At 73.0% G+C, this 21,861-nt stretch carries 22 protein-coding genes; 14 read left to right on the top strand and 8 right to left on the bottom strand.

From position 1 onward, the window contains the following. Positions 1 to 67 precede the first annotated feature (67 nt). Positions 68 to 1,546, top strand: coding sequence for a glutamate--cysteine ligase (locus AB0K02_RS19760; protein ID WP_365993738.1), 1,479 nt, complete (start codon positions 68 to 70; stop codon positions 1,544 to 1,546). A gap of 370 nt (positions 1,547 to 1,916) precedes the next feature. Here AB0K02_RS19760 and AB0K02_RS19755 read toward each other — a convergent pair whose 3' ends face one another. Next, positions 1,917 to 2,108, bottom strand: coding sequence for a DUF6381 family protein (locus AB0K02_RS19755; RefSeq protein WP_365993737.1), 192 nt, complete (start codon positions 2,106 to 2,108; stop codon positions 1,917 to 1,919). Positions 2,109 to 2,323: 215 nt separating this feature from the next. On the opposite strand from AB0K02_RS19755, the gene AB0K02_RS19750 reads away from it, so the two are divergent. After that, the gene (locus tag AB0K02_RS19750) at positions 2,324 to 3,178 is read left to right on the top strand and encodes a trypsin-like serine protease (protein WP_365993736.1); all 855 of its coding nucleotides are present in this window, start codon (positions 2,324 to 2,326) and stop codon (positions 3,176 to 3,178) included. Between the two features lie 81 nt (positions 3,179 to 3,259). Here AB0K02_RS19750 and AB0K02_RS19745 read toward each other — a convergent pair whose 3' ends face one another. Then, positions 3,260 to 4,819: a glycerol-3-phosphate dehydrogenase/oxidase gene (locus AB0K02_RS19745; RefSeq protein WP_365993735.1), complete on the bottom strand. Its 1,560-nt coding sequence runs from the start codon at positions 4,817 to 4,819 to the stop codon at positions 3,260 to 3,262. After that, positions 4,816 to 5,415 carry a TetR family transcriptional regulator gene (locus AB0K02_RS19740; RefSeq protein WP_365993734.1) on the bottom strand — a complete coding sequence of 200 codons (600 nt, stop codon included), beginning with the start codon at positions 5,413 to 5,415 and terminating at the stop codon, positions 4,816 to 4,818. The genes AB0K02_RS19745 and AB0K02_RS19740 overlap by 4 nt, the downstream gene beginning before the upstream one ends. Before the next feature lie 72 nt (positions 5,416 to 5,487). Between AB0K02_RS19740 and AB0K02_RS19735 the strand changes: the two genes are divergently transcribed. Genes AB0K02_RS19735 through AB0K02_RS19725 form a run of 3 tightly spaced genes read left to right on the top strand, consistent with a single transcriptional unit; the run spans position 5,488 to position 8,352 of the window. Continuing rightward, entirely contained in the window at positions 5,488 to 7,083 is a 1,596-nt protein-coding gene (locus AB0K02_RS19735; RefSeq protein WP_365993733.1) for an FAD-binding oxidoreductase, read from the top strand. A 29-nt stretch (positions 7,084 to 7,112) separates the two neighbouring features. After that, positions 7,113 to 7,994: a YegS/Rv2252/BmrU family lipid kinase gene (locus AB0K02_RS19730; RefSeq protein WP_365993732.1), complete on the top strand. Its 882-nt coding sequence runs from the start codon at positions 7,113 to 7,115 to the stop codon at positions 7,992 to 7,994. Positions 7,995 to 8,049: 55 nt separating this feature from the next. Next, positions 8,050 to 8,352 carry a hypothetical protein gene (locus tag AB0K02_RS19725; protein WP_365993731.1) on the top strand — a complete coding sequence of 101 codons (303 nt, stop codon included), beginning with the start codon at positions 8,050 to 8,052 and terminating at the stop codon, positions 8,350 to 8,352. A gap of 72 nt (positions 8,353 to 8,424) precedes the next feature. Here AB0K02_RS19725 and AB0K02_RS19720 read toward each other — a convergent pair whose 3' ends face one another. Both AB0K02_RS19720 and AB0K02_RS19715 read right to left on the bottom strand, forming a co-directional pair. Next, positions 8,425 to 8,607, bottom strand: coding sequence for a hypothetical protein (locus tag AB0K02_RS19720; RefSeq protein WP_365993730.1), 183 nt, complete (start codon positions 8,605 to 8,607; stop codon positions 8,425 to 8,427). Further along, positions 8,604 to 8,756: a hypothetical protein gene (locus tag AB0K02_RS19715; RefSeq protein WP_365993729.1), complete on the bottom strand. Its 153-nt coding sequence runs from the start codon at positions 8,754 to 8,756 to the stop codon at positions 8,604 to 8,606. The genes AB0K02_RS19720 and AB0K02_RS19715 overlap by 4 nt, the downstream gene beginning before the upstream one ends. Before the next feature lie 432 nt (positions 8,757 to 9,188). Here AB0K02_RS19715 and AB0K02_RS19710 point away from each other — a divergent pair, with 432 nt between their 5' ends. Next, positions 9,189 to 9,824: a class I SAM-dependent methyltransferase gene (locus AB0K02_RS19710; protein ID WP_365993728.1), complete on the top strand. Its 636-nt coding sequence runs from the start codon at positions 9,189 to 9,191 to the stop codon at positions 9,822 to 9,824. 306 nt (positions 9,825 to 10,130) lie between these two features. On the opposite strand, the gene AB0K02_RS19705 is transcribed toward AB0K02_RS19710, so the two are convergent. Then, a complete protein-coding gene (locus AB0K02_RS19705; protein WP_365993727.1) occupies positions 10,131 to 10,844 on the bottom strand; it encodes a UdgX family uracil-DNA binding protein in 714 nt (237 codons plus the stop codon). Between the two features lie 166 nt (positions 10,845 to 11,010). Between AB0K02_RS19705 and AB0K02_RS19700 the strand changes: the two genes are divergently transcribed. From AB0K02_RS19700 to AB0K02_RS19680, 5 genes are all read left to right on the top strand, one after another. Beyond that, positions 11,011 to 11,241, top strand: coding sequence for a DUF6480 family protein (locus AB0K02_RS19700; RefSeq protein ID WP_365993726.1), 231 nt, complete (start codon positions 11,011 to 11,013; stop codon positions 11,239 to 11,241). Positions 11,242 to 11,338: 97 nt separating this feature from the next. Continuing rightward, positions 11,339 to 11,884, top strand: a complete 546-nt coding sequence (locus tag AB0K02_RS19695; RefSeq protein ID WP_365993725.1) for a DUF5709 domain-containing protein — start codon at positions 11,339 to 11,341, stop codon at positions 11,882 to 11,884. Positions 11,885 to 11,892: 8 nt separating this feature from the next. Further along, on the top strand, positions 11,893 to 12,564 hold the full coding sequence (locus AB0K02_RS19690; protein ID WP_365993724.1) for a phosphoribosyltransferase family protein: 672 nt from the start codon (positions 11,893 to 11,895) through the stop codon (positions 12,562 to 12,564). 82 nt (positions 12,565 to 12,646) lie between these two features. Then, positions 12,647 to 15,121 carry a nitrate reductase gene (locus AB0K02_RS19685; RefSeq protein ID WP_365993723.1) on the top strand — a complete coding sequence of 825 codons (2,475 nt, stop codon included), beginning with the start codon at positions 12,647 to 12,649 and terminating at the stop codon, positions 15,119 to 15,121. Further along, entirely contained in the window at positions 15,118 to 15,600 is a 483-nt protein-coding gene (locus tag AB0K02_RS19680) for a hypothetical protein (protein WP_365993722.1), read from the top strand. The genes AB0K02_RS19685 and AB0K02_RS19680 overlap by 4 nt, the downstream gene beginning before the upstream one ends. Before the next feature lie 20 nt (positions 15,601 to 15,620). On the opposite strand, the gene AB0K02_RS19675 is transcribed toward AB0K02_RS19680, so the two are convergent. Next, positions 15,621 to 16,079, bottom strand: coding sequence for a nuclear transport factor 2 family protein (locus tag AB0K02_RS19675; protein ID WP_365993721.1), 459 nt, complete (start codon positions 16,077 to 16,079; stop codon positions 15,621 to 15,623). Between the two features lie 121 nt (positions 16,080 to 16,200). On the opposite strand from AB0K02_RS19675, the gene AB0K02_RS19670 reads away from it, so the two are divergent. Next, positions 16,201 to 16,755 (top strand): TetR/AcrR family transcriptional regulator, encoded by a 555-nt coding sequence (locus AB0K02_RS19670; RefSeq protein ID WP_365993720.1) that lies wholly within the window; start codon positions 16,201 to 16,203, stop codon positions 16,753 to 16,755. A 213-nt stretch (positions 16,756 to 16,968) separates the two neighbouring features. Next, entirely contained in the window at positions 16,969 to 19,668 is a 2,700-nt protein-coding gene (locus AB0K02_RS19665) for a SpoIIE family protein phosphatase (protein ID WP_365993719.1), read from the top strand. Between the two features lie 175 nt (positions 19,669 to 19,843). On the opposite strand, the gene AB0K02_RS19660 is transcribed toward AB0K02_RS19665, so the two are convergent. Then, a complete protein-coding gene (locus tag AB0K02_RS19660; protein WP_365993718.1) occupies positions 19,844 to 20,923 on the bottom strand; it encodes a class I SAM-dependent methyltransferase in 1,080 nt (359 codons plus the stop codon). Positions 20,924 to 21,118: 195 nt separating this feature from the next. On the opposite strand from AB0K02_RS19660, the gene AB0K02_RS19655 reads away from it, so the two are divergent. Continuing rightward, a complete protein-coding gene (locus AB0K02_RS19655; protein WP_365993717.1) occupies positions 21,119 to 21,844 on the top strand; it encodes a tyrosine-protein phosphatase in 726 nt (241 codons plus the stop codon). The last annotated feature ends 17 nt before the right edge of the window (positions 21,845 to 21,861 follow it).

The raw sequence follows: 21,861 nt of genomic DNA, 5'->3' as shown, positions 1-21,861 counted from the left end.
TGGTCGCCGTCGCCCACAGGTGTCACGCTGGGACGGGGGTCTGTGCCCGACGACTCCGGGAGGGCCCATGGGGCGTGACGTCCCGGCGCTGGTCTTCACCCGTGAGGACCGCCGCCGCTACCGGAACAAGATGCAGGCGTGCCTGGACACGTTCGCGCAGATGCTGCGGGCGGCGAAGTTCGAGTTCGAGCGGCCGCAAGTGGGTCTGGAGATCGAACTGAACCTGGTCGACGAGACCGGGGAACCCGCGATGCGCAACACCGACGTCCTGGAGGCCATCGCGGATCCGGCGTGGTCGAGCGAGCTGGGCCGCTTCAATCTGGAGATCAACATCTCGCCCCGCAGACTGACGGCCGGCGGACCGGACTCCTGGGAGCAGGAGATCCGGGATGCCCTGAACCACGCCGAGCGGCGCGCCTCGGAGGTCGGGGTGCACCTGGCCATGATCGGCATCCTGCCGACGCTGCGCCGCAAGGACGTCGGCGAGGCGGCTCTGTCCGAGAACCCCCGCTACCGGCTGCTCAACGAGCAGGTCTTCGCCGCGCGCGGCGAGGACCTGCGCATCGAGGTGGACGGCATCGACCGGCTGCGCACATACGCGGACACGATCACTCCCGAGGCGGCGTGCACGAGCACCCAGTTCCATCTGCAGGTCGCCCCGGAGGAGTTCCCGGCCTACTGGAACGCGGCGCAGGCCATCGCCGGTGTGCAGGTGGGACTGGCCGCGAACTCCCCGTTCCTGTTCGGCAAGGAGCTCTGGCGCGAGACCCGCATCCCGCTGTTCGAGCAGGCGACGGACACCCGCCCGGAGGAGATCAAGGTGCAGGGCGTACGGCCCCGGGTGTGGTTCGGCGAGCGCTGGATCAACAGCGTCTTCGACCTCTTCGAGGAGAACGTGCGCTACTTCCCCGCCCTGCTGCCGGTGTGCGACGAGGAGGACCCGCGGGAGACGCTCGACGGCGGCGACACCCCGGAGCTGCCCGAGCTGACCCTGCACAACGGCACGATCTACCGGTGGAACCGCCCGATCTACGCCGTCGACCACGGCAAGCCGCACCTGCGCATCGAGAACCGGGTGCTGCCCGCGGGGCCGACGGTGGCCGACATCCTCGCCAACGGCGCGTTCTACTACGGGCTGACGCGCGCACTCGTGGACGAGGAGCGGCCGGTGTGGTCGCGGATGTCGTTCCAGGCCGCGGAGGACAACCTGCACACGGCGGCCCGGTACGGCATCGACGCCCGGCTGTACTGGCCGGGCATGGGCGAGGTGCCGGTCTCGGAACTGGTGTTGCGGAGGCTGCTGCCGCTCGCGCACCGCGGTCTGGAGGCCTCGGGGATGGACGCGCCGTGGCGTGAGCCGCTGCTCGGCATCATCGAGCAGCGCTGTGTGACCGGTCGCAACGGCGCCGTGTGGCAGGCGGAGATGTTCCACCACATCGACCGGACCAGCAGGGTCGACCACCACGAGGCGCTGCGGCTGATGACGCGGCAGTACATCGACTACATGCATCTCAACGCCCCCGTGCACACCTGGCCGGTCGACTGACCGCGGCCGGTGCTCGGGCGGACGCGCTCGTTCCGGCCCGCTCCTGCCGCCCGTGGAGGCCGGCCCAGGCCCACCTGCGCGGGCACCGCCCCGAGGACGGCCACCGCGGTGGCGAGGGCGGCGGGCCCTGTGCGGGCGGCGACCGCACGCCGAAGAAGCGGCGGGCCCTGTGCGGGCGGCCACCGCACGCCGAAGAAGCGGCGGGCCCTGTGCGGGCGGCCACCGCACGCCGAAGAAGCGGCGGGCGCACCGCGGGCAGTGACCGCGCACCCGGAGAGGCGGCGGGCGCCGTGCGCCGCATGGTGAGCGCATGGGCGGGCCGGGGCGCACCGGGCGCCCCGGCCCCGGGTACGGCGGGTGCCGCCGTCCGTCACACGTCGGGGTAGATGTCCCCGGTGCTCATGCCGGACTCCTGCTCCGACTGGGCCTGCAGCCGCTGGGCCTTCTCCTTCAGCCGCTGACGCTCCTTGGGATCGCTGCTGCGCTCCGCGGCCTCGTTCAGTTCCTTCGCCTTCTCCCGCATCTGCCGGACCCGGCCGCGGGACTCGTCCGAAACGCTCATGATCACTCCTCGTGTTCCGTCTGAGCGGGTGTCCTCAGCGAATCAGCGCTTGTGGCCGAGCGCATCTCGGAGCCGTCCTGGGCCGCCGTTTCCCAGGTGGCTCCGGCCTCTTGCCGCGGCGCCCGAGCGCACGCTTCACTGTCGATCACCCCACAGGAGAAGTCCCGTCCACCCACACCGAAGGGTCTCCCTTGACTGCCCTGCCCCTACGTCCGATGGCCGTCACCGCTGCGGCCTGCGCCGTCGTGCTCGCGGCGGCCATGCCGTCGTCCGCGATCAACTCGTACAACGCGACGCCCGCGCCCGAACGCACCGAGGTCGGTGCGCTGGTCGCCACCTGGGACGCCGACGACGATCCGGCGACCCCGGACCGCGTCGACTGGGTCTGCTCCGGCACCATGATCGACAAGGACACGTTCCTGACCGCCGCCCACTGCACCACCGACTGGCCGGAGAACGTGAAGTTCTACGTCTCGCTCGACCAGGACGTGCAGGCCGGCCTCGACAGGGCCGCCGCCCAGCACCCGGGCGACCCCGCCGCCGTGGCGCGGGCCGTCGGCGTCCAGGGCACTGCCCACAACCACCCGGAGTACCCGGGGCCGGCCTCCGACACACGCGACATATCGGTGATCCAGCTGCCCGCCACCCAGGTCAAGGCGCGCTGGTCGTTCACTCCGGCCACGCTGCCCACGGCGGGTGCGCTCGACGCGGCCGGCCCGCGGGGCCTGAAGGACACCTCGTTCCTCGTCGCCGGTTACGGGACCGAGGAGTCCCGGCGCGGCCCCGGCGGCCACACCCACCCGGGCGGAGGCGTCCGGATGAAGGCCCCGGTCACCTTCGACGCGCTGAACGACGCCTGGGTGCGCCTGGCGATGACCGCGCCGCAGGGCAACGGCGGTGCGTGCTACGGCGATTCGGGCGGACCGAACTTCGCCACGCTGGGCGGGAAGCTGACTCTCGTCTCCACGACGATCACGGGCGACTCGCCGTGCTATGCGACGAACGTGACGTACCGTCTGGACACCCCGGGAGCCCGGGCCTTCCTGGCCCCGTTCACCCAGCTCCCGTAGCGGCACAGCGCCCCGGGCACGGGACGTGACCGGTGGTGGGGCGCCTGTGCGGCGCCCCACCACACGTGTTCCCGGACGTGGTCAGGAGCTGCGGGCCAGCGCGTCGCGGGCGGCGTCCTGCGCGGCGTGCCGGTCGTCGGTCACCAGGCCGATCCGGGTGCGGCGGTCGAGGAGATCGGATGCGTCGAGGGCCCCTTCGTGGCGGACCGCCCAGACGAGTTCGGCGCCGGTGACGGGGTGGCCGGGGATCACCGGCCGCGCCAGGGACGGGTCCTCCAGGCCGAGGGCGTGGACGGCCGGCGCCTCGGAGCCGTACCGGCGGACGAGGCGGCGGGGCGCGTCCAGCTGCGCGAGGGCGCGGGGGCGGTCGGCTCCGACGAGCGGGACGGCGGTGGTGCGGCAGGGGCCGCACCGCAGGCCGCGCGCGAGGACCGCCGCGTCGACGGCGTCCTGCGCCATGCGCCGGTACGTGGTGAGCTTGCCGCCGACGACGGTGACGACACCCTCGGGTGAGGTGAGGACCGCGTGCCTGCGGGAGATGTCCGCGGTCCGGCCCGGCCCGCCGTCCGTGTCGAGCAGCGGGCGCAGGCCGGCGAACGCGCCCACGACGTCGTCGCGGCCGACGGTGACGTCGAGGGCGGAGCCGAGGACGTCGAGGAGGAAGCCGATGTCCGTCTCGGGCACCTCGGGCACGTCGGGGACGCTGCCCTCCACCGGTTCGTCGGTCAGGCCGACGTACACCCGGCCGTCGCCCTGCGGCAGGACGAGGACGAAGCGGTTTCTCTCGCCGGGGATCGGGATGTGCATGCCGGCGGCGAGGCCGCCGAGGTCGTCCGAGCGCAGCACGAGGTGGGTGCCGCGGGAGGGTCGCAGCCGGATGTCGTCGACGAGTCCGCCGGCCCAGACCCCGGCCGCGTTGATCACGGTGCGGGCGCGGATGCGCAGTTCCTCGCCGGTGGTCTCGTCGCGGACGAGCGCGCCGCTGCCGGAGAGCGCGAGTGCGCGGACGCGGGTGAGGACACGGGCGCCGTGGGCGGCGGCGGTGCGGGCGATCGCGGTCACCAGCCGGGCGTCGTCGGTGAGTTGACCGTCCCAGGACAGCAGGCCGCCGCGCAGGCCGGTGGCGCGCAGGGCGGGCGCCATGTGCCGGGCCTCCACGGCGGAGAGGACGCGCGGTGCGGGCAGGGTGGCGCGTGAGGTGCGGGCGGAGGCGCGCAAGAGGTCGCCGGCCCGGAAACCCGCCCAGGCGAGGGCGGCCTGGCCGCGGCCGACCAGGGGGGTGAGCGGCAGGACGAAGGGCTGGGCGCGGACCAGGTGGGGGGCGGTGCGTTCCATGAGGACGCCGCGTTCGACGGCGCTCTCGTGCGCGACGTCGAGCTGACCCGTGGCGAGGTAGCGCAGCCCGCCGTGGATGAGCTTGGAACTCCAGCGCGAGGTGCCGAAGGCGAGGTCGTGGGCGTCGACGGCGGCCACGGTGAGGCCGCGCGAGGCGGCGTCGAGGGCGGCTCCGGCTCCGGTGGCGCCGAGGCCGACGACGAGGACGTCGGCCTCGGTCCCGTCGGCGAGTTCCGCGAGTTCCCTGCGCCGCCGTGCGGCGTTGAGGGACGAGGCGGGCAGGGCGGGGCTGCTCGGGCTGGTCATGGGGTGAGGGTCCTCTCCAGTACGGTCCGCAGCTCGCCGAGGAAGGCGGTGTCGCTCAGTTCGGGGTCGCCCTCCTCGGTCATCGTGCGCAGCGAGAGCACGAAGGACTGGACGACGAGCAGCAGTGAGCGGGCCTGCAGGTCGGTGTGCACGCGGCGGACGGAACCGTCCTCGTGGCCCTCGTCGAGCGCCCCCGTGAGGAGGCCGAGCAGGGCGTCCTGGCTGGCTCCGCGGCGGTCGATGACGTAGGGCAGCAGCAGTTCCGGGTCGACGTCGAGGATCTTGTGGAACAGGGGGTGCGCGCGGAAGGCGGCGACCCCTGCCACGAGCCCGTCGACGACGCGCGCCCGCACGGGCGTGCCGGCCGCCGGGTCGGGCATGGCGCCGACGGCGACGGCGATCCACTCACGGGTCATCAGGTCGCCGACGAGCGTGCGCACGTCCGGCCAGCGGCGGTACAGCGTCATCCGGGACACCCCGGCGCGCCGGGCCACGTCGGTCAGGGTCGTGCGGCGTACGCCGACGGCGAGGACACAGTCGCGTGCGGCGTCCAGGACGGCGTCCGCGTCCGCATGGTTGTGACGAATGGGCGTCATCTGTCACAGTGTAATGCAGTGCCGGCCGCGCGGCAGTGCACCCCTGCGAAACCGACGGTGAGGAAGACCGAAGTGGACATGTTGTGGAGCGGCTGGGGCGACCCGGCCAAGGCGGCCCCGCTGCCCGGCACGGTGATCGGGCTGCTGCGCGATCTGCTCGGGGTCACGCCCCGCGAGAGCGGCCCCGCGTCGCTCGACGCCGTCGAGGTGCCGGACTCCCCGCTCCCGGACAGCGCGCGCGAGGCGCTGGCCGCCTGCGTCGGCGGCGAGGCGTACGTGCGCCTGGACGCCGAGAGCCGCATCCGGCACACCCGGGGCAAGTCCACCCCCGACCTCCTGCGCATCCGTGCCGGCGAGACCGACGACACACCCGCCGCGGTCGTGCTGCCGGGCAGCCACGACCAGGTGCTGGCCGTGCTGCGCGCCTGCGCCGGACACGGTCTGTCCGCCGTGCCGTTCGGCGGCGGCACCTCCGTCGTCGGCGGCCTGGCTCCGGAGGCGAAGCGGCCGTTCGTCGCCCTCGACCTGCGCCGGCTCGACGGGCTCGTCGCCCTCGACGAGGTCTCCCGCACCGCCACCGTCCAGCCGGGCCTGCGCGGCCCGCAGTGCGAGGCACTGCTCAACGAGCGGGGCTGGACCCTCGGCCACTTCCCGCAGTCGTACGAGTGGGCCACCGTCGGCGGCTTCGCCGCGGCGCGCTCCAGCGGCCAGGCGTCGGCCGGATACGGCCGCTTCGACGAGATGGTCCTCGGCCTCACGCTCGCCACGCCCGAGGGCACGCTCGAGACCGGCCGTGCGCCGCGCTCGGCGGCGGGCCCGGACCTGCGGCAGCTGGTCCTCGGCTCCGAGGGCGCGTTCGGCGTGATCACCGCGGTGACGGTCCGCATCCGGCCGCTGCCGCAGAAGCGCGTCTACGAGGGCTGGCGCTTCGCCACGTTCGAGGCGGGAGCGGCCGCCCTGCGCCGGCTCGCGCAGGACGGCCCCCGGCCCACCGTGCTGCGCCTGTCGGACGAGACCGAGACGTTCATCGGCCTGGCCCAGCCCGACGCCATCGGCACCGCCGAGGCCCCGCAGGCGGCGGGCTGCATGGCGATCGCCGGCTACGAGGGCACCGAGGAGGACACCGCGGCGCGGCGCGCGGCGGCCCGGGAGGTCCTGCTCGCCTGCGGCGGCGAGTTCGCCGGGGAGGAGCCGGGCGAGCGCTGGGAGCACGGCCGGTACAACGCCCCGTACCTGCGCGACGCGCTGCTGGACGCCGGGGCGTTCGCCGAGACGCTCGAGACGGCCGCGTTCTGGTCCGCCGTGCCCGGGCTGTACGCGGCGGTGCGCCAGGCCCTCACCGGCACGCTGACCGAGGCGGGCACCCCGCCGCTGGTCATGTGCCACATCTCGCACGTGTACGAGAACGGCGCCTCGCTCTACTTCACCGTCGTCTCCGCACAGGGGGACGAGCCGGTCGCCCACTGGGAACGGGCGAAGCGCGCGGCCAACGACGCGATCCTGGCCGCGGGCGGCACCATCAGCCACCACCACGGGGTGGGCACCGACCACCGCGACTGGTACACCTCGGAGATCGGCCCGGTGGGCATCCGCATGCTCCAGGCCGTCAAGGCCGAGATCGACCCGGCCGGAGTCCTCAGCCCCGGCGTCCTCATCCCCGTCCGCTGACCCGTTCCCGCCGTCCGGAGGCGCCATCCATGCGACAGTTCACCGCCGTCGTCAACCCGACCGCAGGCGGTTCCAGCGGTACGGCCGCCCTGCTTCCCCTGGCCCGGCTCCTGCGGGAGGCGGGCGCGCGGCTCGACACCCTGTACAGCCGCAGCCTCGACCACGCCCGCGAACTCGCCCGGCAGGCCGGTGCGCAGGGCCACGTAATCCTCGCCGTCGGCGGTGACGGGATGGCCGGCTGTGTCGGTGGGGCGCTCAGCGGTACGGACACCGTGTTCGGCCTGGTCCCGGCCGGCCGCGGCAACGACTTCGCCCGCGCGCTGGGCCTGCCCACCGACGCCCCGCGGCTCGCGGAGGTGCTGCTGCGGGGCGAGGTCCGGGCCGTGGACACCATCGAGGTCGAATCGGCCGTGCACGCCGGGGTATCCGTCCTGGGCAGTGTGTACGCGGGGGTCGACGCCGTCGCCAACCGCCACGCCAACACCTCCCGGCTGCTGCGCGGAGCGGCGTCGTACTACGCGGGCGGGCTGCGGGCGGTCATGGCCTGGCGGCCCGCCTCGTACCGGATCACCGTCGACGGGGTCGTGCACGAGCGCCGGGGCTACACGGTGGTGGCGGCCAACTCCGGCTTCTACGGCTTCGGAAGAGAGATCGCGCCGGGTGCTCGGCTCGACGACGGCCTGCTGGACGTCGTCGTGGTCCAGGACGCCCCGAAGCGGTTGTTCTTCACGATGATGAACGAGCTGAAGACCGGTGCGCACGTGGCGCGGCCCCAGGTGGAGATCCTGCGGGGCAAGGAGGTCCGCATCGAGGCGGACCGCCCGGTCCCGTACGGCGCGGACGGGGAGGTCGACGCGGTGCTGCCGGTGACGGCCAGGGTGCAGCCGGGGGCGCTTCGCGTCCTTTGCTGAAAACAGTCCTGCCGCGCCAGTAGCGATCAAGCGGGAACAGTGTGACGTTGGATGCATGAGCTGGGCATCCTGGACTACTCCTGGCGTGTACTCGGGCCGTGGCGGCGTGCTCACCGAGGAAGTCGGTGTCGTCACGGGTGACCTCACCGTCCACACCACCTGGGTCGACGGCGAGGCGTCCGTGACCGTGCAGTACACCGGCGCGGCCGACTGGTTCACGGTGTCGGGAAGTCCGGCGCCGTGCCCGTCGGAGGAGGCGAGCCGCGACCTGCACGACGCGGTGATCGCGGCGGTGCGCGGTCCCACGACCGCGACGGTGCCCGCCCTGCCGCAGGCGTCGCCCGGGGTCGGCGGCTGACGCGGCCGTGGTGGGGGACGCGGTGTCCGGTAGCCGGGCGCCGTGGGGGACGCCGCAGGCCGGCGCGCGCCGTCACCGGCGGTCGTCGCGGGCTCCGGTGCGGCGCACCACGCGCAGGAGGTACGTGCGGCGGTCCAGCGGGGCGTGGTCCGAGCGGGGACGGCGCGGAGGCGGGCCCTGGACCGGGCCGTAGCGGGCGAAGGCGCTCTCCAGCACACCCTCGCCACTGGCCAGCCGCGGCAGTCGGCGCTTCACCGCGTACACGGACGCGGCGGGCAGTTCGCCTCGATCACGTACGAGGCCCCCTTGAGGGCCGGCGTCCGCGGGACGGCGCGCAGCCGTGTCAGCACGGGCAGCACCGTGCCGAACACGCCCGCGGGGATCTCCAGACGGAAGTCGCGCATCGGCTCGTGGACCTCGGTGCCCGGAAGTCGAAGTCGATGCCGAAGTCGTCGGCGAGGGTGGCTTGGACGACCTCCTTCCTGCACCTCGCCGCAGAGCGACACCGAGATCTCCTGCCGCAGTTCGTCCCGGCGCGGGCCGATCAGCGGGTCCTGCTCGGCGAGTTGCGTCGGCCGAGGCTCTTGCACAGCCCGCGCTGGGTGGTGGCTTCCGGCGACGACGCGGGCTGAGCCGGGGGCGCTCGGCTCGCGGGAGCGGGCCGGCCACCGGTCTTTTTGCGAAGTCGGCAAGCTTCTTTGCCCCCCGGCTCTGCAGGGGCGGAGTATCGCCCGTGAAACGGAGGTACGAGGCATGACGGCTTTCACGGAAGAGACAGGGACCGCTGGGTCCTCCGGCACGGCACGGCACGGCACCACGACGAGGAGCACACACCGGTGATCGACAGCGATGCGGGACGCGCGGAGTTCTGGGACGCCCGCTACAGCGAGAGCGAGCGGATCTGGAGCGGCAATCCGAACACCGCGCTCGTTCGTGAAGTCGCCGGTCTGCGGCCCGGTACCGCGCTCGACCTGGGCTGCGGGGAGGGCGCCGACACGATCTGGCTCGCGCAGCGCGGCTGGCGGGTGACGGCGACCGACATCTCCGCGGTCGCGCTGGAACGCGCGGCCCGTCATGCCGAGGAGGCAGGGGTCGCCGACGCGGTCGCGTGGCGGCGGCTGGATCTCGCCGTGTCGTTCCCGGACGGGGAGTTCGACCTGGTGTCGGCCCACTACCTGCACTCGCCCGGCGACCTGCCGCGCGAGGAGATCCTGCGCAGGGCGGCCTCGGCGGTCGCCCCCGGGGGCGTCCTGCTGATCGTCGGACACGCGGGGCTCCCCCCGTGGGAGCACACCACGCACGACGGGGTGTCGCTGCCGACGCCGCAGGAGGTCCTCGACTCGCTGGACCTGCCCACGGGCGAGTGGGAGGTGCAGCGCTGCGAGGAGTTCGAGCGCACGCAGAACGACCCCGAGGGCCGGCCCGCCACCCGGACCGACAACGTGCTGAGGGTCCGGCGTCTGCCGGTCTGACCGCTGCGTCGCGGGGCCCGGACCCCGTCTGTCCGGGCCCGGCCGCGGCTGTCCCCTCAGGAACGCGGCCCCGGTGGCCGTGCGGAGTGCCGCCCCGGCCACGCTCTGCGCGGTCGGGGCGGTAGCCGAGGGCGGCACGCGACCGGCACCCGGTGAAGGCCGTCGGGCAGGCGGCCGGCCACCACGGCGAGTGGACGGCGGCCGCCGGCGCCACGACCGCTGAGGCGCCGCCGAATCCGCGCTGGTCTTCCCGCCGGCGCAAGCCCCCGCCCGGGGCCTTCGCCCCGGGCCTCGCCCGCCGGTGACTCAGGCCAGTACCTCGGCGGCCACGCGCAGGTCGGCGATGAGCCCCTTGTACGCCGCTTCCCGGTCGTCGGCCCGCAGGACAGCCGAGGGATGGACGGTGGCGATGACGCAGCCCTCGTCGGCAGCGCGCTCGGGCGGCATGCCCTTCTCACCGGACACGTCGACCTGCCCGAGCCCGTCCCAGGGCGGCATGGGCAGTAGCAGGCCGCGCTGCTCGCTCACCCGGAACGTCCCGCCGAGGAGCGCCTTGCCCGCGGTCGCGCCGAGGGCCATCACGAGGTCGGGGTCCACCACGCGCAGTTCCGCGGCGAGCCAGGGGCGGCAGGCGGTCATCTCCCTCAGGCTCGGAGCCTTGTGGATCCGGCGCTTGCCGCGCTGAGCGGGCTCGAACTTGAAGTGCTTGACGGCGTTCGTGAAGTACGCCGTCCGCTCGTCGATGCCCACTTCCTCCAGCGCCTTGCGCAGCAGCCTGCCGGCCGGGCCGACGAACGGCTCCCCGACCCGGTCCTCCTGGTCGCCCGGCTGTTCTCCGACGATCACGACCCTGGCCGACGAGGTCCCCGCCCCGAACACGGTCCCGGTCGCGTTGCGGAACAGGGGGCAGCCCTCGCAGCCTGCGGCGGCTCGCCGCAGCGTCGGCAGGCCGCCGCGCCGCGGCACGAACGGCCCGGCGTCGTAGCCCTCCCCCAGCCGGAGCTCTTCACTGGTGGTCACCGCTCTCGCCTCCCGCCGTGCGGGGTTCGTGGTCCTTGTCGGCCGGTTACCCCTGCGGGCCCGCCGTACTCGCGGGGGGCCCGAGGCACCGGCAGCCGGCGCGGGACTGCGGCGAACGATCCGGATCCGGGCTGTTGAGCCGGGCGATTGCGGGCACTCGCCCCGTATGAAGAGCAACAGTCCAGACCCCGATCCACGCACCACCCCAGGTCTCGAGCCCGGAGGCGGAGTGCCCCCGGGTGAGACCCCGCCCGCGGAGACGAGCGCCGGCTCCGGCGCCGGGCCGCGGGAAGACCTCACACGCGGCTGGACGAAGGGACCGCTGTTCATCATCGGCATCGTGGCTCTTCTGTGCGCGGCGTTCTTCCTGGCGTTCGCGCTCGCCATGCTGCTGTGAGGCAGAGCCGCAGCGGGACTTTCGAAGTCCACGCGTATCCGTCCGAATGCCCCGGGCGCGGGACGGCGCCCGGGACCGGCCGAGAAGGGAGTGCGCCATGTCCGAAGGCATCGAACAGGGCGACCGGGCCCGGGACGACGAGGCCCGCGGCGACGACGTGTACCAGCCCACGCACTCGGACGCCCAGAACCGCCCCAGCGACGAGCTCGACATGCAGAACGTGCTCGGCGAGCGCGACCTGGACGACATGATGGCGGAGGGTTACTCCCCGCCTGAGCGCCCCTTCGGGGTCGGCCGGTACGGCACCACGGGCGAGGAGCAGCAGGCCGGTGAGACGCTGGACCAGCGGCTCGCCCAGGAGATGCCGGACGTGGCTCCGCCCGAGGGCAACGGCATCGGCGACCAGGTGGGCGGCGACGGTGAACCGGTGGACGAACTGGCCGGTGAGGAACGGGCCGGACGGCTTGCTCCCGCCGAGGATCTCTCGCCACGCAGGCCCAGCGACGTGGTGGCCCGTGACGTCGGCATCGACGGCGGTGCCGCCTCCGCCGAGGAGGCGGCCATGCACATCACGTCCGACGACCGGCTGGGCGCCGACGAGGAACCGGATGCCGGTGACGAGCCGGGAACCGGGCGGAAGTGAGGCCATCCATGCGTTTCCGTGATCGCAGGGCGGCCGGGCGCGAACTCGCGGCGCTGCTGGTCGACAGGCTGCGGCAGGAGCGGTTGCGCGCCCCCTTCGTCCTGGCGCTGCCGCGCGGCGGTGTGCCGGTGGCGGACGAGATCGCCCGGGCGCTCGGCGTGCCGCTCGACGTCGTCGTGGCCCGGAAGATCGGCGCGCCGTTCAATCCGGAGCTCGGGGTCGGCGCGCTGGCGGGCGAGGACCCTCCGCTGTACGACGCGCGGACCATGGCCATGCTCGATCTGACCGCCGACCGTCTCGGCGCTCAGGTCGCGGCGGAGCGTACCGAGCTGCACCGGCGCGAGGACCTCTACCGGGGCAGGCGGCCCGCACCCGCTCTGCACGACCGCACGGCCGTCGTCGTCGACGACGGGCTGGCCACGGGTGTGACCGCGCGGGCGGCGGTACGCGCCGTGCGGGGCATGGACCCCGCGGAGATCGTGCTCGCGGTGCCCGTCTCCGCGAAGGAGCCCGCCGCCGTGCTCAGGGCCGAGGTCGACGACTTCGTGTGCCTGTACACGCCGGAGGTGTTCCACTCGGTCGGGCAGTGGTACGAGGACTTCGGCCAGGTCGGCGACGAGGAAGTGATCGGCATCCTGCGGGCCGCGGCGTCCGCGGGCCCGTCGGCGTCCGCACGGTGACGACCGGAGCGACCGGCGGCCGCCCGCCGCGACCGATGCCGGCGGGAGGGGATTCCCGCGGCGTGAGCCAGAGGAGGCGCGCATGAAACGGACGGACCGCATCGCCGAGCCCTGGGGCACCCGCACGCCCTACGACCGCGGTGCCACCTGGCCGGTGCGGGTCGACTCGCACCTCGCCGAGGGGATCGGCGCCGACGACGTGGAGCGCTGGGTGCCCAGCGCCTCGGTGCTGCACTCCAACGGTGACGCCCTGTACCTCGCTGTCCGCGAGGGCGAGATCGTGGGCGTGCGCGGCCGGCCCGACGACCGGGTCAACCACGGGCGGCTCGATCCCAAGGACCTCTTCGGCTGGCAGGCGAACGCCTCACGGGACCGGCTGACCCGCCCGCTGGTGCGGGAGGGCGGCAGGCTGGTGGAGAGCGACTGGGAGACGGCGATGTCGCGTGTCGTCGCGAGCACCCGCCGGCTCATGGACGAACAGGGCCCCTCGGCCATCGGGTTCTACACCAGCGGCCAGCTCTTCCTGGAGGAGTACTACGCGCTCTCCCTGATCGCCCATGGCGGGATCGGCACCAACCACCTGGACGGCAACACCCGGTTGTGCACGGCGACGGCGGCCGAGGCGCTGAAGTCGTCGTTCGGCTGCGACGGCCAGCCCGGCTCGTACACCGACATCGACCACGCGGACGTGATCGCGCTGTTCGGGCACAACATGGCCGAGAGCCAGGCCGTCCTGTGGGCCCGGGTCCTCGACCGGCTGGCCGGGCCGCATCCCCCCGCCCTGGTCTGCGTCGATCCCCGGCCCACCCCGGTGGCGCGGGCCGCGACGGTCCACCTGGCTCCCAAGCCGGGCACCAACGTCGCCCTGATGAACGCCCTGCTCCATGTGATCGTGCGGACGGGCCGGATCGACCGCGACTACATCGACGCGCACGTGGTCGGCTTCGACGAGCTCCAGCGGTGCGTCGCGGAGTATCCCCCCGAGCGGGCGGCCGAGACCTGCGGGGTACCGGCCGACGACATCCGGCGTGCCGCACAACTGCTGGGCGGTGCCGAGCGGCTGGTGTCCACCGTGCTGCAGGGGTTCTACCAGTCCAGCCAGGCGACGGCCGCCGCCGTCCAGGTCAACAATCTGCATCTGATCCGCGGCATGCTCGGGCGCCCCGGGTGCGGGGTGCTGCAGATGAACGGCCAGCCGACGGCCGAGAACACCCGTGAGTGCGGCGCCGACGGCGACCTGCCCGGTTTCCGCAACTGGAACAACGAGGAGCACGTCGCCGAGCTGGCCCGGATATGGAACGTCGCACCGGAGCACATCCCCCACTACGGGCCGCCCACGCACGCCATGCAGATGATGCGTTACGTGGAGGAGGGCTCGATCCGCATGCTGTGGGTGTCGGGCACCAATCCGGCGGTGTCCCTGCCCGAACTGCACCGTGTGCGTGGGGTGCTGGGCCGCAAGCGGCTGTTCCTGGTGGTGCAGGACATCTTCCTGACCGAGACGGCCCAGCTGGCGGACGTCGTGCTGCCGGCGGCCGCATGGGGCGAGAAGACGGGCACGTTCACCAACGCCGACCGTACGGTGCATCTGTCCGAGAAGGCGGTCGAGCCGCCCGGCGACGCGCGCCCCGACCTGGACATCTTCCTCGACTACGCCGCACGCCTGGATCTGCGGGACAAGGACGGCGGGCCCCTGGTCCCCTGGGACGGGCCCGAGGCGGCGTTCACGGCGTGGCAGGAGTGCAGCCGGGGGCGGCCGTGCGACTACACCGGCATCACCTACGACCGGCTGCGCGAGCACGGCGGCATCCAGTGGCCGTGCGACGAAGAGCGCCCCGACGGCACCGAACGGCTCTACGCCGACGGCCGGTTCTTCAGCGACCCCGCGTCCTGCGAGAGCTACGGCCGGGATCTCGTCACCGGCGCACCGCTGGAGGAGACCGAGTACCGCGCGCTCAATCCGTCCGGCAAGGCCATGGTCAAGGCGGCCGATTACGTGCCGGCGCACGAGCAGACCTCGGACGGCTATCCGCTGGTCCTGACGACGGGCCGGACCCTGTACCACTTCCACACCCGCACCAAGACCGCCCGCACGCCCCAACTCCAGGCGGCCGCGCCCCGGATGTGGATCGAGCTGTCCCGGCACGACGCGGAGGCCGCCGGTGTCGCCGAGGGCGATCTCGTGGAGGCGACGACCCCGCGCGGCAGTGTGCGGGCCACGGCGCGGATCACCGCGATCCGGGACGGGGTGCTGTTCCTGCCCTTCCATTACGGCTACTGGGACGACGGCGACGGGCACGGTGCCGGCCGGCCACCGCGGGCGGCGAACGAACTGACCCTGACGGACTGGGACCCGGTGTCCAAACAGCCGTTGTTCAAGACGGCCGCGGCCAGGATCCGGCGCATCGGCGCGGGCGCCGGTGCGCAGACCGTTCCGACGAACACCGCCTCCGCCCCGGTGACCGCGGGCGTCGCGCCCACCCGCGGGGGGCCCGCGGCCGAGGCGGAGGAGGCACGTCCTCCCGCCGGCGACGACGACCAGGAAGGCACGCCATGAGGATCGGACTGCTGCTGCGCGAACTGCACCACGGGGAGAACGCCTTGGCGCACCATCTGCTGGTGGTCTCCGAGCGTCACCGCACGGACCACGAGGTGTACCACCTGGCCCGTGACCTGGCGGGCTGGTCGCACCGGCACATACGGGCACTGGCCGAGACGGCCCCGGCGTACGGCGTCCGGCTCGACCCGGTCGGGCGGGGTGAGATCTCGCCGGTGGCGAGGATGCGGGAGCGGGCGAGCGCACTGGCGGGCCGCCACGGACAGGCGGAGCTGCTGATGCTGCGGGACCTGAGGAAGGTGTGCACCGAGGCCACGGGGGTGGCGGCCGACTGGGAGATGCTCGCCCAGGCGGCGCAGGCGCTGGAGGACCAGGATCTGCTGCGGCTCGCCGCCAGGTGCCGCCCCGACACACTGCGCCAGGTGCACTGGGCACAGGCGATGCTGAAGGAGGCGAGTCCGCAGATTCTGCTGGCATAGGTCCGGCGTGCCGGAGGCTGTCAGGCCAGAGGGAACGGCACACCGTGTTCGGCGGGCGGCCTCGGGCCGAAGATGCGCCGTTCCTCCTCGGTGATGGCGACGTCGTCGATGCTCGCCTCCCGGCGCGCCATCAGACCGTGGGCGTCGAACTCCCACAGTTCGTTTCCGTAGGAGCGCCACCACTGACCGGCGGCGTCGCGGCTCTCGTACTGGAAGCGGACGGCGATCCGGTCGCCGTCGTACGCCCACAGCTCCTTGCGCAGTGCGTAGTCCCGTTCGCGGTCCCACTTGTGAGTCAGCAACTCGATGACGGCCGCGCGTCCGGTGACGAAGACGTCCCGGTTGCGCCAGACCGAGTCCGGTGTGTAGGCGAGCGCGACGCGGTGCGGGTCGCGGGTGTTCCAGGCGTCCTCGGCCGCCTGGACCTTCATGGCCGCGGTCTCGGCGGTGAAGGGCGGCAGCGGCGGGCGGGTGGTCATGGTTCCTCCATCGGGCACGGCGCCGTGCGAGCAGGCGCTCCACATGCGGAGAACGATCGTTCTCCAACGGCGCTGCTACCGTAGAGAACGCTGGTTCTCGGGTCAAGGAGGGGTAGTCGTCATGGACAGCGCGACCGCCAGGAAGCAGGCACTGGACGCGGCCGAGGAGCTGTTCTACTCCCGGGGCGTGCAGGCGGTCGGCATGGACGCGATCCGCACCGCGTCCGGCGTCTCCCTCAAGCGCCTCTACCAGCTCTTCCCCAACAAGGAACAGCTCGTCGACGCCTACCTGGAGCGTCGCGACCTGCGCTGGCGGGAAGCGCTCGCCTCCCACGTCGAGCGCTCGGCGGACCCCCGGGAGCGGATCCTGGCGGTCTTCGACTGGCTGTACGCGTGGTTCCGCGAGCCCGGCTTCCGCGGCTGCGCCTGGATCAACGGCTACGGGGAACTCGGCACGACGTCACCCGCGGTCGCAGCGCGCGCCAGGGCACACAAACAGGCGTTCAAGGACTATCTGACCGGGCTGGTGGGCGACGCCGGTCTGCCCGCCGACACCGCCGAGCATCTGCGGCTGCTCGCCGAGGGCGCGATGGCGACCGCCGGGATCACCGGTGACCCGCATGCCGCCCTGCACGCCCGGCAGGCCGCGGCCCGCCTCGTTGCCGGGAGAGAGTGAGGAAACGCTCCGTACCGTGACACGACCGCCCACAACGACACGTCCCCAAGGCCCCCTCCGGCGGCCCCTGGACACGGAGTTGTGCGAAGACCTTGGTCACAACCGGCCGGGTTGGCATGCTTGAGCGACCTGCGGCACAGCGACGTGAACGCGGGTGCTTCGCTCCGCCCTGCGCGGTTCGCCCACCTTGTGCGGGAGGTGTAGAAAGAGCATATGGCCGGACGCTACGGCCGCCCGCGCTCGGTTCTGCGGATGCGAACTGTCGCAGGTCAGGTCTTTCTCCTGCAGGTGGCGATCGTGGTGTTGCTCGTCGCCGCGGCCATGGCGGCTCTCGTGCTCCAGTCCCGCACCGACAGCGAACGAGAGGCCCGCAACCGGTCCGTCGCCGTGGCCGAGACCTTCGCGAACGCGCCCGGCGTCGCCGAGGCCCTCGCCTCCCCGGACCCGACCGCCGTGCTCCAGCCGCGGGCCGAGGAGGCACGCAAACGCTCGGGGGTCGACTTCATCGTCGTCTTCAACACCGAGGGCATCCGCTACACGCACCCCCTCACCGACCGCATCGGCAAGAAGTTCGTCGGCAACTTCGCTCCGGCCCTGGCGGGCGAAGTCGTCACCGAGAAGATCGTCGGGACGATCGGGCCGCTCGTGCAGGCCGTCGTCCCGATCCGGGCGAGTGACGGCAAGGTCGTGGGCCTGGTGTCCGCGGGCATCACCATCGAACGCGTCAGCGGCGTCGTGGAGGACCAGTTCCCCCTTCTGTTCGGCTCCGCGGCGGGGGTCCTGCTGCTGACGACCGGCGGCACCGCCCTGGTCACCCGCAGGCTGCGCCGTCAGACCCACGGCCTGGGGCCCGCCGAGATGACCCGGATGTACGAACACCACGACGCCGTCCTGCACGCCGTCCGCGAGGGGGTCGTCATCGTGGGCGGGGACGGCCGGCTGCTGCTGGCCAACGACGAGGCACGCCGGCTGCTCGGCCTGCCGGCCGACGTGGACGGCTCCCCGGTCGGCGACCTCGGCCTCGAACCGCGCACCGCACATCTCCTGGCGTCCGGCCGCATCGCCACCGACGAGGTCGTCCCGGTCGGCAACCGGCTGCTCGCCGTCAACCAGCGCTCGACGGACCAGGCGGGCGGGCCGCCGGGCACGGTCGCGACGTTCAGGGACACCACGGAACTCCAGGCGCTGACCGGACGGGTCGATGTGGCCCGGGGCCGGCTGAAGATGCTGTACGACGCGGGCACGGAGATCGGCACGACGCTCGACGTGGTGCGCACCTGCGAGGAGTTGTGCGAGTTCGCCGCCGGCCGGTTCGCCGACTTCGCCACCGTCGACCTGGCGGAGGCCGTGCTGCGCGGCGAGGAGCCGGTCGCCACCGGTGTGGACGTCGACATGCGGCGCACGGCGTTCAGCGGCCCCGACGGCACCGCTCTGTATCCGGTCGGTCATGCGATCCGCTTCCTGCCCACGACGCCGCTGGGTTCGGGACTCGTCAAGGGCGACGCCGTCCTGGAGACGGATCTGTCCGCCTTCACCGGCTGGCAGCGTCAGGACCCGGTGCGGGCGCCGCAACTGGTCGACTACGGGATGCACTCGATGATCGCGGTGCCGCTTCGGGCGCGGGGTGTGGTGCTTGGGGTCGCGATGTTCTGGCGGGCCGGGACGACGGAGCCGTTCGAGGCCGAGGACCTGTCGCTCGCGGAGGAGCTGGTGGCGCGTGCCGCGGTGAGCGTCGACAACGCACGCCGCTACACGCGCGAGCACACCATGGCGGTGACGCTGCAGCGCAGCCTGCTTCCCCGGGGCCTGCCGGAACAGACCGCGCTGGACATGGCGTACCGCTACCGGCCGGCCCAGGCCGGGCTCGGCGGCCTCGGCGGAGTGGGCGGCGACTGGTTCGACATCATCCCGCTGCCGGGGGCTCGCGTGGCGCTCGTGGTGGGGGACGTGGTCGGGCACGGACTGCACGCGGCGGCGACGATGGGGCGGCTGCGCACCGCGGTGCACAACTTCTCGAGTCTGGACCTGCCGCCGGACGAACTGCTGTGGCACCTCGACGAACTGGTGGCCCGTATCGACCAGGACGAGACGGACGACGGTGTGGACGCGTCGGTCACCGGGGCCACCTGCATCTACGCGATCTACGATCCCGTCTCCGGGAACTGCAGCATCGCGCGGGCCGGCCATCTCCAGCCCGCGATGGTCTTCCCGGACGGAACGGCCGAGTTCGCCGACGTGCCGGGCGGTCCGCCGCTGGGGCTGGGCGGCCTGCCGTTCGAGACCCTCGAACTGCGGCTGCCCGAGGGCAGCCGGCTGGTCCTCTACACCGACGGGCTCGTCGAGGACCGCGAGCGCGAGATCGACGAGGGCCTGGAGATGCTGCGCCGCACCCTGGACCACGACGGCGACCGGACACCCGAGGCGACCTGCGAGGCGGTCCTCGCGGCGCTGGTGCCGGACCGTCCGCGCGACGACATCGCGCTGCTCGTGGGACGTACGCGCGTCATGACGTCGGACCGCGTGGCCCAGTGGGACGTGCCGCCGGACCCCGCCGCCGTACGGGAAGTGCGGGCCTCGGTGTCGCGGAAGCTGGCCGCATGGGACCTCGTCGAGGAAGCCTTCACCACGGAACTGATCCTCAGTGAGCTGGTGACCAACGCGATCCGTTATGCCGACGGACCCATCCAGGTACGGCTGATCCGCGACCGCAGCCTCATCTGCGAGGTGGCGGACCACAGCAGCACCTCACCCCATCTGCGGCAGGCGGCGATCACGGACGAGGGGGGCCGGGGGCTGTTTCTCGTGGCCCAGTTCGCGAAGCGCTGGGGTACGCGGTACACCGCGAACGGCAAGGTGATCTGGACGGAGCAGCCCCTGACGCCGGGCGTGCCCGCTCTCGTCGACCGCGACTGAACCGCCCGGCCGCCACCTCGACGGCCCGGGCGCGCGCCGGGACGGGCGGCACCGGCCTGCGCCCCGTCCCCACCGGCCAGGCACGCGGGCCTCACGAACGGTGGCCGTCAGGAGCCGTGCCAAGCCCGCGAGTTCGCCGTCCCGCGGCGCCGACCGCCCGTCCGGCTCCCGCCGTTCAGCTCGTCCTGGCGATGTAGTAGACGTTCAGCGGGTCGCCTTCGACGGACCGCACGTCGACGGACCGGAAGCCCGCCTCGGTCAGCATGCGTTCGGCCGTCTCCTGGCCCCAGACCGTGCCCAGGCCCGCTCCGCCGGTGCTGAGCGAGGTCGTCATGCAGTAGAAGACGCTGAAGCCGAAGAGCGCGGGCCCGAACGGATGGCCGACGTTCTTCTCCAGTCTGCTGGAGGCGGCGATGTCCGCCATGAGGAAGGTGCCGCCCCCGCGCAGCGACTTGGCGATCACCGCCAGCGTGCGGGCGGGCTTCGCCAGATCGTGGATCACGTCGAACGCGGTGATCAGGTCGTACTGTCCGGTGACCTCCGTCGAGTCGCCGAGGACGAACTCCACGTTCCCGAGCCCCAGCTCGGCGGCCTCGGCACGTCCGGCGGCGATGCCGGCCTCGGACTGGTCGAGGCCGAGGAACCTGCTCGCCGGGAACGCCTTGGCCATCACGATCGGCGCGTGCCCCTGCCCGGTGCCCACGTCGAGCACGTCGATCCCTGAGCTCAGCCGGTCGGTGAGGCCGGGAACGAGCGGGAGGACGGTGTCGACGAGGCCATGGTCGTAGACGCGGGCGGTCTCCTCCGCCTGGAGGGCCTGGAAGCGCGGGTACGCCGAGTACGGCACGCCGCCGCCTTCGCGGAAGGAGCGCACCACCTGCTGCTCGACCTCGCCCATCAGGGCGATGTACTGCATCATGCCGGCGAGGTTGTCCGGTCCGGCGGCGCTGACCAGCGAGGCGGCGTGCTCGGGCGGCAGCCGGTACGTGTGCCCGCCGGGGTCGTACTCGACGAAGCCCCCGACGACCATGCCGCCGAGCCATTCGCGCACGTACCGCTCGTCGAGGCCCGCAGCCTCGGCGATCGCGTCGCTGGTCGAGGGAGGCAGCCCGGCCAGGGTGTCGAAGAGTCCCGTCTGGTGACCGACGCTGGTCAGGAGCGCGAGGGCGCCCTTGTTCAGCACGTCGACCACGTCCGCGGCGAACGCCTCCTGCTTCGCCGGGTCCGTCACGGGCTGTGTCTCGGTGCTCGGCATGGCCGCTCCCTTCCACCGGGGCTGACTGCTGCGCGCCGGCGGGACCGGCCCGCTTTGTGTCACATTACGCCCGAATCGTGATGCCGGGCCTCACGGAGCGGGAACGACAGCGGCACCCGGGCCCCGGCACGAAAGCGCTCCCCCTCACGCACTGTCCGCCCCCGAAACGGCGGCCGGTGATCATAAGGTGACGGCGTGGACAGACATGTGACCTTCGAACGGCTGCACAACTTCCGGGACTTGGGCGGCTATCGGGCCGCCGACGGCCGAACGGTGAGGTGGCGCCTGCTCTACCGCTCCGACTCGCTCGGCAAGTTGGCGGGCGCCGACCGCGAACGATTCCGCTCCCTGGGCATACGCACCGTGATCGACCTGCGCTACCCGTGGGAGATCGACGCCAAGGGCCGCGTCCCGCACGGTGATGTCGGCGCCTACCACAACCTGAGCGTGGAGCACCGGCCCTACGACCAGGCGGACATCTCCCCCGATGTGGACCCCTGGCGCCACCTGGCCGACCGGTTCGCCGAAGTGGCCCTCGACGGCAGGGACGAACTGCGCCGGGCCCTGGAGATCATCGCCGAAGAGCAGGGCCCGCTCGTCTTCCACTGTGCCTCCGGCAAGGACCGCACGGGACTGCTGGCCGCCGTGCTGCTCGGGCTGCTGGGCGTCGGCGACGACGACATCGCGGCGGACTTCGCGCTGACCGAGCTGGCCACCGCACGGCTGATCGCGGACTGGCGGGCCGCCCACCCGGGGCGGGAACTGCGCTGGCCCGGTTACGGCCGGGCTCCCGAGGACGTCATCCGGCTGTTCCTCGCGGATCTGACCGGCACGTACGGCTCACTGCGCTCCTACGTCACCCAACACGTCGGCCTGGAGGAGAAGGCGATCACACGGCTGCGCGAGCGACTCCTGGAGTGACTCCGGCCGCGCCCGCG

Origin of the sequence: Streptomyces sp. NPDC049597, assembly GCF_040675505.1 — a bacterium.
GTDB lineage: Bacteria > Actinomycetota > Actinomycetes > Streptomycetales > Streptomycetaceae > Streptomyces.
Note: the sequence above shows the minus strand (reverse complement) of the source record. Positions and strands in the feature narration are given on the sequence as shown.

Bases quoted from the DNA above. Each gene is read 5' to 3' on its own strand.
- AB0K02_RS19670 (WP_365993720.1), top strand. From the start codon at position 16,201: ATGGACAGCGCGACCGCCAGGAAGCAGGCACTGGACGCGGCCGAGGAG.
- AB0K02_RS19755 (WP_365993737.1), bottom strand. From the start codon at position 2,108: ATGAGCGTTTCGGACGAGTCCCGCGGCCGGGTCCGGCAGATGCGGGAG.
- AB0K02_RS19745 (WP_365993735.1), bottom strand. From the start codon at position 4,819: ATGACCAGCCCGAGCAGCCCCGCCCTGCCCGCCTCGTCCCTCAACGCC.
- AB0K02_RS19750 (WP_365993736.1), top strand. From the start codon at position 2,324: ATGGCCGTCACCGCTGCGGCCTGCGCCGTCGTGCTCGCGGCGGCCATG.
- AB0K02_RS19730 (WP_365993732.1), top strand. From the start codon at position 7,113: ATGCGACAGTTCACCGCCGTCGTCAACCCGACCGCAGGCGGTTCCAGC.
- AB0K02_RS19715 (WP_365993729.1), bottom strand. From the start codon at position 8,756: ATGCGCGACTTCCGTCTGGAGATCCCCGCGGGCGTGTTCGGCACGGTG.
- AB0K02_RS19660 (WP_365993718.1), bottom strand. From the start codon at position 20,923: ATGCCGAGCACCGAGACACAGCCCGTGACGGACCCGGCGAAGCAGGAG.
- AB0K02_RS19740 (WP_365993734.1), bottom strand. From the start codon at position 5,415: ATGACGCCCATTCGTCACAACCATGCGGACGCGGACGCCGTCCTGGAC.
- AB0K02_RS19675 (WP_365993721.1), bottom strand. From the start codon at position 16,079: ATGACCACCCGCCCGCCGCTGCCGCCCTTCACCGCCGAGACCGCGGCC.
- AB0K02_RS19685 (WP_365993723.1), top strand. From the start codon at position 12,647: ATGAAACGGACGGACCGCATCGCCGAGCCCTGGGGCACCCGCACGCCC.
- AB0K02_RS19695 (WP_365993725.1), top strand. From the start codon at position 11,339: ATGTCCGAAGGCATCGAACAGGGCGACCGGGCCCGGGACGACGAGGCC.
- AB0K02_RS19680 (WP_365993722.1), top strand. From the start codon at position 15,118: ATGAGGATCGGACTGCTGCTGCGCGAACTGCACCACGGGGAGAACGCC.
- AB0K02_RS19760 (WP_365993738.1), top strand. From the start codon at position 68: ATGGGGCGTGACGTCCCGGCGCTGGTCTTCACCCGTGAGGACCGCCGC.
- AB0K02_RS19665 (WP_365993719.1), top strand. From the start codon at position 16,969: ATGGCCGGACGCTACGGCCGCCCGCGCTCGGTTCTGCGGATGCGAACT.
- AB0K02_RS19700 (WP_365993726.1), top strand. From the start codon at position 11,011: ATGAAGAGCAACAGTCCAGACCCCGATCCACGCACCACCCCAGGTCTC.
- AB0K02_RS19725 (WP_365993731.1), top strand. From the start codon at position 8,050: ATGAGCTGGGCATCCTGGACTACTCCTGGCGTGTACTCGGGCCGTGGC.
- AB0K02_RS19690 (WP_365993724.1), top strand. From the start codon at position 11,893: ATGCGTTTCCGTGATCGCAGGGCGGCCGGGCGCGAACTCGCGGCGCTG.